Below are 9,027 nucleotides of genomic sequence, written 5' to 3' on the forward strand. Positions count from 1 at the left end.
AGATACTGGAGGTAGAGTAACGCAGGAGCTTGTTACCGAGGATCACTATTCGCTTCAATCATCTGCCTTGCCTACAGCACTTTGAACTCCCGCTGAAAGATCACATATTTAATAGGATTGGTATTAATAGAAGTTGATGATAATGACATATTTATGCAGGAAAAAGATAATAAAAAAGCGCCTATTTAGCGCTTTTTTATACAATGTAAACTTAAATGCTATTTTTTTGCATTAAGCACTTGTTCTTCAAAACTTTTTGCAGCTTTACCTGCTTGTGAATTATTGAATGTTTCTTCATTAAATTCACCCTCAGATTTAGCAATGATTACGGTTGCCACAGCATCACCAGTGACGTTTACTGCGGTGCGGATCATGTCTAGCATTCTGTCTACACCAATAATCAAGGCAATACCTTCAACGGGTAAACCTACTTGATTTAATACCATTGCTAGCATAATGAGTCCGACACCAGGTACACCAGCAGTACCGATTGAGGCTAACGTTGCCGTAACCACGACTGTGGCGTAATCCATGATACTGAGCTCGATACCAAATACTTGAGCAATAAATACTGTTGCAACACCTTGCATAATGGCGGTGCCATCCATGTTGAGTGTGGCACCCAATGGCAACGTAAATGAGGCGATTTTATTGTCAACGCCCATTCTGTGTTCTGCTGTTTCAATGGTAACGGGCAGGGTGGCATTAGAACTTGCGGTGCTAAATGCAAATAGTTGTACATCACGAATTTTACGCAAAAACATTAACGGACTTAAGCCAGAAAATAGCTTTAGTAACGTAGGGTAAACGATGAGCCCTTGAATAAATAACACGACGACAACTAAACAGAAGTATTTTACGACACTGCCAAAGGTTTCTAGTCCTAAGGTTAAACTCAGCTTAGCCATTAATGCGAACACACCATAAGGGGCTAATTGCATAATTAAGGTGACAACGCGCATGATGACTTCATTTAAATCGTTAAAGAATCTTGCAACTCGTGTACCTCGCTCTCCGATATGCGAAATAGCAAACCCAAAAATAACGGCAAAGATAATGATCTGCAGCATGTTGCCTTCGCTCATTGCTTGCATTGGGTTTGTTGGCACGATATTAATCAGTACTTCAGACAAACTGGGTGCATCTTTAACCGTATACTCTAATGCATTACCCGCAAGACTTGCGTTACCAGGATGAATAAGTACAGCGGCTAAGATAGAAATGGTCAGAGCGATTGCAGTGGTGAACAAATAAAATGAGATCGTCTTTCCGCCTAATCGGCCTAATTTAGAAGGGTCACTTAATGAACTTGTACCACACACTAGTGAAATAAAGACCAACGGAACCACAAGCATTTTTAAGCTTGATATAAAGATAGTACCAATGACATGTAAGAATCCATCGGTGATGTACTCTTTAATAAATAGACTGTCTGGAAACACGTTCCTTAAAAAAAGGCCTAAAATAATGCCTGAAGCCATGCCAATTAAAATCTTGCTCGTGAGTCCGAGCTTATGTTGTTTACTCACAGAGTATTCCTTTTCATCTTAATATTATTTTATGTCTTTTTTGAATGGGCTAAAGGTTAGCAGGAATCTGTCACTTAGGAAATGATCTAAAAGTGAAAGTTTTGGCGGATAAATCGCAAAGAAAATAGTAGAGTTATGCTAAAGTTATAAGATGTTTACGTATTGTTAATCTATATCCGTAACGATAAAAATTCTTAAGTTTTATTTTAATGTAACAGGGAGCCTGACAATGAGGTCAGCATATAAAGTTTATTTAGCGCTTTTATGTTCTTTTTTTCTCGTCGCATGTGGTGGTGGCGGAGGTATAACCGATGATGGCTCAGGAGGTGGGACGACACCCGATCCGACAATATCTATTACGTTAAGTATTGACAACGATCAGATATCAGTAGCTGAACCTGCATTCTTAAATGCAACCGTTAAAGATTCAACGGGAGCGGCTGTCAGCACTCTTGTTACATTTTCACTCAACAATAATGAATACGGTACTTTTTCCCCAAGTACTGGTGAAGTGGTTACTGATTCAAGTGGTGTCGCCACTATTCAACTCAATACGGCTGAAATTAATACCGGAGCAACCGTAACCGCTACAACCGCCACAGGTGAAAGTGCATCGTTATTCGTCACAATGACTGGTGATGGTGGTGTTGCTGGTGGTGGTGCGCAAGTTTCATTGGTGTTAACTGATGCTACAGGTAATGTAATTCAATCAATCAGTACGTTATCGCCAGGTAAATTAACCGCGACTGTTACAGGCATTTCCAAGGCTTCGATTGTGACATTTGATAGCCCAATTGGTGATTTGCCTGTTAAAACGGCTGTCACTAATGCCCAAGGCAAAGCTACAGTAGATATTTATGCCGGCAGCTCTTTAGGTGCTGGTGAAGCAACCGCGACATTGCCTTCCAACGAAACAGGTTCAACGATTGTTGTTGTCGGGGCAACGAATGTTGTGATGGGGAGTGGTAGCCCTTTTGTTGAAGGTGTCGCAGCTATTAGTACTACTGATTTATCTGCAGGCGGTACAGCGACCGTTACGGTGTCAATTCAAGATGATTCAGGAAATACCTTTACTCAGCCTGTGGACGTTAATTTTTCGTCTACCTGTGCGACCAAAAGCCCTGCACAAGCAGTGCTCAGTTCTCCTGTGTCGTCAAGTAATGGTGTCGCGACCTCAACTTATCGTGCACAAGGGTGTGTTGGAGAAGATCAAATTAACGTTACTGCCAATGCTGGTGGAATTAGCTTATCTGCTGTAAGTACGATTAATGTGCTTCAGGCCGATGTTGGCAGTATTGTATTTGTATCAGCGGTACCAGAAAACATTAGTATTTTAGGAACTGGTGGTACTGAAGCGTCAGTGGTTAAATTTAAAGTGTTAGATAAAAACAGTAATGTGGTTGCTAACCAAAATGTTAAGTTTGCGCTAAACACTGAGGTGGGCGGTATTAAAATTGACCCTCTGCAAGCAACAACAGACAATGATGGTATTGTACAAACGGTAGTCACTACCGGTACAGTCGCAACGTCTTTACGTGTTACCGCTACTGTAGATAATGGCGCTGTCCCCGCTATTTCTAGTCAATCAAGTCAGCTCATTGTCTCTACTGGTATCCCTGATCAGGACAGTTTTTCTTTATCAGCTGAACTGCTTAATGCAGAAGGCTGGGAAGTCGATAATACTGTTGTTAAGATTACCGCTCGAATGGCCGATGCCTTTAACAATCCTGTACCAGATGGAACGACGGTATCTTTCACAACAGAAGGTGGTTCTATTGAAGATGCATGTCAAACGCTTAATGGCGCATGTTCGGTATCTTGGATCAGTCAGTTGCCAAGACCTGAAGGTGAGACTATTCTGAATGGTGCTGGTCAGATTGAGCGAAATCCTAATGCTGCATTAGCCTATGATGCAACATTAAATCTTTATGGTAATATTTATGGCCAGAAATACGGTGGTCGAGCAACTGTAACCGCAACTGCAATTGGTGAAGAGTCTTTTCCTGATTTAAATGGCAATGGCCGTTTTGATGCTTCAGAAGCAACAGAATTTCTTTCTGGTACCGATGTGACTGGCCAATCATTTGATTTAAATGATGCCTTTAATGATTATAACGAAGATGGACTCTTTAACCCACAACAAACAGGTGGTCAGCCTGGCGGTTCATTAGAAGAGTTAATTGATTTTAATTCTAATGTGGTATTCGATGTTAAAGATGGTAAATACAATGGTGTATTGTGTTCAGAGTCTGTTCACAGTGCTTGCGCCGATGGAATTACTGACTCTAAATCATTGTATGTTCGTCGAAGCATCGTATTGGTTATGTCCGGTAGCCAAGCTTACGCGACTTTGCATAAGGAAAGTTTCGAAACAGCAGATGCAGATGAGATTAAACAAAATGGCTACGATTATGTATTGATTAATGATACTGATGGATTACATTATGGCGGTAATATTTCTATTGTGGGCAAAGGTTCTGCAACTGCAACATTTACTATTTCTGATTTACATAACCAACAAATGCCAGCTGGTTCGATCGTAAAATTTACAACATCAGCAGGTTCTGTCGTTAGTTCCAGTGAATATACATGGCCAAGCACTAATTACAATGGTGGTCGTCAGTTTACTACAACGATTAAAGGTGAAGATGAACCCAATTCAGGTGTCTTTCTCGTAGAAGTTGAGTCGCCAAATGGATTGACGACTCCTGTTATATCAATTGGTGTTGATATTCAGTAAGTATCGATTTGCTCAATCAAAACGGGTTTGTTGTACAGTGAAAAGGGCGCATTAAGCGCCCTTTTTTGTTAACTTATACCAAAAGGTGTTCTTATGTTAGCAAGAGGGCTTTTAATAAGTTGATTGATGTCATTTAAGGTTAATGATTATCTTTGGAACTGATATACGCTACCTAGTTTTAATATTTGCGTGAGTTCATCTAATGCGGTGCGTGATTCAATAATTAGTTGTGGGTCGGCTAGATCGCTGACCGTGAGTTGATCACGATAATGTTTATCAACCCAAGTAGTTAAACGAGTAAATAAACCGTCATTCATTAATGTGTTTTGGTTTACAGCGGCAATTTCTTGTTCGCTCATAGCAACACGTAAACGTAAACATGCAGGACCACCACCGTTTTGCATACTTTGTTTTACATCAAAATAACGTACGTGTTTAATTGGCGAACCTAAAGTCACTAGTTCATTTAAATAGGCAAATACCGCAGGGTTTTCTTGGCAATTTGTTGGCGCAATAATTGTCATTTCACCATTGGGTAAGGTGATTATTTGAGTATTAAATAAGTAACTACGTACCGCGTCATTGATGGACACCTGTTCGGTAGTCACTTTAACAAAATGCATATCAGTGTTCATTTTCTGCCGAATTTCGTCAAATTTTGCATCGGTATTTAAAAATGCTTGTTCATGATAAAACAATACATTTTGGTTACCGACTGAAATCACATCATTATGAAATACACCTTGATCAATCACATCAGGGTTTTGCTGCATAAATACGCAGCTTTCTTCTTCAAGTTGATGTAATCGCGCAACAGCTTGAGAGGCTTCTAATGTCTGACGCGCAGGGTACTTAGTTGGTTTAACCGTTGTGGGGTTAGTGGCTTCTTGACCATAGACAAACAATTCAACTCCAGCATGTCCGTATTCATTGCATAGACGAGTATGATTTGCTGCGCCTTCATCACCAAAGCTTGCATGCTCAGGTAAGTGTTGATGATGTTTGAAATGACGCTCATTGTTAAATGTCGACTGTAAAATATGTCCTGTAGTGATGGGTTCAATACTGCGATGCAATTTATCGACCAAATTTGCTGGCGTAAAGTGTACCCGACCATCTCGAGTATCTGCACTCGGTGAAACGGTTGCTGCATTTGCAGTCCACATACTCGATGCACTGCAGCAAGCATTAAGAAGAGCAGGAGCCTGCTGAGCAGCTTTTTGTAAAACCTCAGCGTCTGACCCAGAAAAACCAATTCGACGTAATGTATAAAGATCTGGGCGCTCCTGAGGTGCTAATACGCCTTGGACCATGCCTAAGTCGGCTAAAGCCTTTGCTTTTTGCAGACCTTGTTTCGCTGCGGCTTTTGGATTTGAGGTCAAGGCCGCATTATTCAGTGAGGCTACATTACCAAATGATAATCCTGCATAGTTATGGGTTGGTCCTACCAAGCCGTCAAAATTCGCTTCAAAATGCTTCATTCGTGATCCCTGAGAATTTTTGTGAATAATTATTATTGTAGTTACACTTTTTTGTGTTACTTATAAAAAAGGAAACGTGATTGCTCATGTCAGTTAACGCTAATTAAGCGTCAGTATACTGAAGCTTTAAGGGTTAACAAGGTATGGTCTTTTAGTATAAAGACATATAAATGACTAAAAATGCACTGAAGATGCTCGCAAGTATCATTAAGTGAAAAATTACGTTTAAAAAACGCATATTATTTTTTACATTTTTTATTTTTGATTAAAAAATGACTTACTAAGCTATATAAAAGAGGGATTAACTTGAAACTATTGTCTCAACCCTCTATATATGGGCTCAATTTTCTTTTTTTCGAGACTTTTTGGCGCAAATAAAACTATGGGTAAATCGTTAGTTATTGTCGAATCGCCGGCCAAAGCCAAGACAATTAATAAATATCTTGGTAAAGACTTCATCGTGAAGTCGAGTGTAGGTCATATACGAGATCTACCAACTTCGTCTACTTCTGACGGTACAACTGCGACCAAAACTGCCGCAGAAGTCAGAAAAATGTCGCCTGAAGAAAAAGCTAAATACAAGCTTATCAGAGACAAACAAGCACTTGTTGCACGAATGGGTGTCAACCCAGATAAAGGATGGGCAGCCAAATATCAAATTCTGCCCGGTAAAGAGAAAGTCGTTAAAGAATTAAAAGCATTAGCGGAAACCGCTGATCAAATCTATCTCGCAACGGATTTGGACCGTGAAGGGGAAGCTATTGCCTGGCATTTACAGGAAATCATCGGTGGCGACGCTTCACGGTATCAACGTGTGGTATTTAACGAAATTACCAAAACAGCAATTCAAGACGCTTTTAGTAAACCATCGGTGCTTGATACCAATATGGTTAACGCACAACAAGCACGTCGATTTTTAGATCGTGTTGTTGGCTTTATGGTGTCACCATTATTGTGGAAAAAAGTCGCTCGTGGTTTATCTGCTGGGCGCGTACAGTCGGTTGCGGTTCGCTTAGTTGTTGAGCGTGAAAGTGAGATTAAAGCGTTTGTTCCAGAAGAGTTTTGGGATATTCATGCTGAATTAAGCACACCAACGGCTGCAAGCTTGAAAATGCAGGTGATGAAGTATCAATCCGCTGCCTTTGAGCCAATAAATGAAGCGCAAGCACAAGTTGCTGTTGATGCATTACGTGATGCAACATTTGTTGTTAGCGCCCGCGAGGATAAAGCCACCTCCAGTAAACCGTCAGCACCTTATATCACGTCGACGTTACAACAGGCTGCCAGTACTCGTTTAGGTTTTGGTGTTAAGAAAACCATGATGATGGCTCAACGCTTGTATGAAGCCGGTCATATTACCTATATGCGTACCGACTCGACAAACCTCAGCCAAGAAGCGGTTGAAAGTTTGCGCGAAATGATTGGTTCTGAGTTTGGCGCTAAATATTTACCAGCCGATCCGATTCGTTATGGTAGTAAAGAGGGCGCTCAGGAGGCGCACGAGGCTATTAGACCGTCAAACGTTGCCGTGCAGTCTGCATCTCTGACAGACATGGAAAGAGACGCTCAGCGTTTGTATGAGCTTATTTGGCGTCAGTTTGTTGCATGTCAGATGACACCCGCCCAATATGATGCAACCCGTTTGACCGTTACAGCTGGCGACTATGAATTAAAAGCCAGTGGACGCACTTTACGTTTTGACGGTTGGACGCGTGTGCAACCTCCAATGGGTAAGAAAAACGAAGAAGACAAAACGCTGCCTGTAGTTGAGAAAGGCGACAAACTTGTTCTTGGTGACTTACTTTCAAAACAACATTTTACTAAACCGCCAGCGAGATATAGCGAAGCATCTTTAGTCAAAGAGCTTGAGAAGCGTGGCATTGGTCGTCCATCCACTTACGCGACGATTATTTCAACCATTCAAGATCGCGGTTATGTCAAAGTCGATAATCGCCGTTTCTTTGCTGAAAAGATGGGTGAGATTGTTAGTGAACGTTTAGTCGGTAGTTTTAAAGAGTTAATGAGTTACGACTTTACTGCAAGTATGGAGCAAACATTGGATGATGTTGCCCATGGCAAGCTTGACTGGAAAAAAGTGTTAGACGGTTTCTATGGTGATTTTACTAAGCAATTGCTATTGGCAGAATTAGATCCTGATGAAGGCGGAATGCGCCCTAATGAGATGGTCTTAACAGATGACATTAAGTGTCCAACCTGTGGCCGCCCAATGGGGATCCGCACAGGGTCAACAGGGGTGTTCCTTGGTTGTTCTGGTTATGCTTTACCGCCAAAAGAACGTTGTAAAACGACGCTTAATTTAACGCCTGGTGAAGAAGCCGTTAGTGACAATGAAGATGGTGAAACTGAAGCGTTGCGAGCGAAACACCGTTGCGGTAAATGTGGCACAGCGATGGACAGTTACCTCATTGACGAAACTCGTAAATTACATGTGTGCGGTAATAACCCGTCATGTGATGGCTATGAAGTAGAAGTTGGACAATTTAAGATAAAAGGCTATGAAGGTCCTATTATTGAATGCGATCGCTGTGGCAATGATATGGAGCTGAAAAACGGGCGATTTGGTAAGTATTTTGGTTGTACCAATAGCGAGTGTAAAAATACTCGCAAGTTATTGAGAAGCGGTGAAGCTGCGCCACCAAAAGAAGATCCTATTTTTCTGCCTGAGCTAAAATGCACTAAGTCAGATGCGCATTTTGTGCTTCGTGATGGTGCTGCTGGAATCTTTTTAGCGGCAAGCACTTTTCCTAAATCGCGTGAAACACGTGCGCCATTAGTCGAAGAATTGGTTAAGTACCGTGATTTGTTATGGCCTAAATATGCCTATCTTGCAGATGCACCAGTGACAGATGATGACGGTAATAAAGCCCAAGTTAAATTTAGCCGTAAAACTAAAGAGCAATATGTTGCGACTGAAGTTGATGGGAAAGCGACTGGATGGTCATCTAAATTTATAGGTGGTAAATGGGTGAGTGAATCCACCAAGAAAAAAGCTAAAAAATAATTTTAGCTTGGTTGAAACATAAAGCTCTGCATTAACGCTATCCGATTGGATAGCGTTTTTTTGTGTCTCGAATACATTAGCTGCATTTTGTAAAAATAAGGGTTCTAGTAATCCCCTTAAAGGTAGAGTAATACCAATTATGATTAAAGTCTTCCCAGATTTGCCCAGTCTCTTTGGCATAGTTTTCTCACTCGGCTTTTACACGATATGAATCTATTCCACGCTAGACAGCAATACTCGACAATTTCGTTGTAA

At 41.1% G+C, this 9,027-nt stretch carries 4 protein-coding genes; 2 read left to right on the top strand and 2 right to left on the bottom strand.

Features of this window, described 5'->3' with window-relative positions:
• Positions 1–218: 218 nt before the first annotated feature.
• Complete coding sequence (locus tag ACWXWT_RS18900; protein WP_456043122.1) at positions 219–1,529, bottom strand: dicarboxylate/amino acid:cation symporter; 1,311 nt, start codon at positions 1,527–1,529, stop codon at positions 219–221.
• Between the two features lie 229 nt (positions 1,530–1,758).
• Between ACWXWT_RS18900 and ACWXWT_RS18905 the strand changes: the two genes are divergently transcribed.
• A complete protein-coding gene (locus tag ACWXWT_RS18905) occupies positions 1,759–4,269 on the top strand; it encodes a hypothetical protein (protein WP_456043123.1) in 2,511 nt (836 codons plus the stop codon).
• Positions 4,270–4,415: 146 nt separating this feature from the next.
• On the opposite strand, the gene astB is transcribed toward ACWXWT_RS18905, so the two are convergent.
• Complete coding sequence (astB, locus tag ACWXWT_RS18910; protein WP_456043124.1) at positions 4,416–5,750, bottom strand: N-succinylarginine dihydrolase; 1,335 nt, start codon at positions 5,748–5,750, stop codon at positions 4,416–4,418.
• Between the two features lie 382 nt (positions 5,751–6,132).
• Between astB and topA the strand changes: the two genes are divergently transcribed.
• Complete coding sequence (gene topA, locus ACWXWT_RS18915; RefSeq protein WP_456043125.1) at positions 6,133–8,772, top strand: type I DNA topoisomerase; 2,640 nt, start codon at positions 6,133–6,135, stop codon at positions 8,770–8,772.
• Positions 8,773–9,027: the final 255 nt, after the last annotated feature.

Source organism: Shewanella sp. A22 (assembly GCF_053850585.1).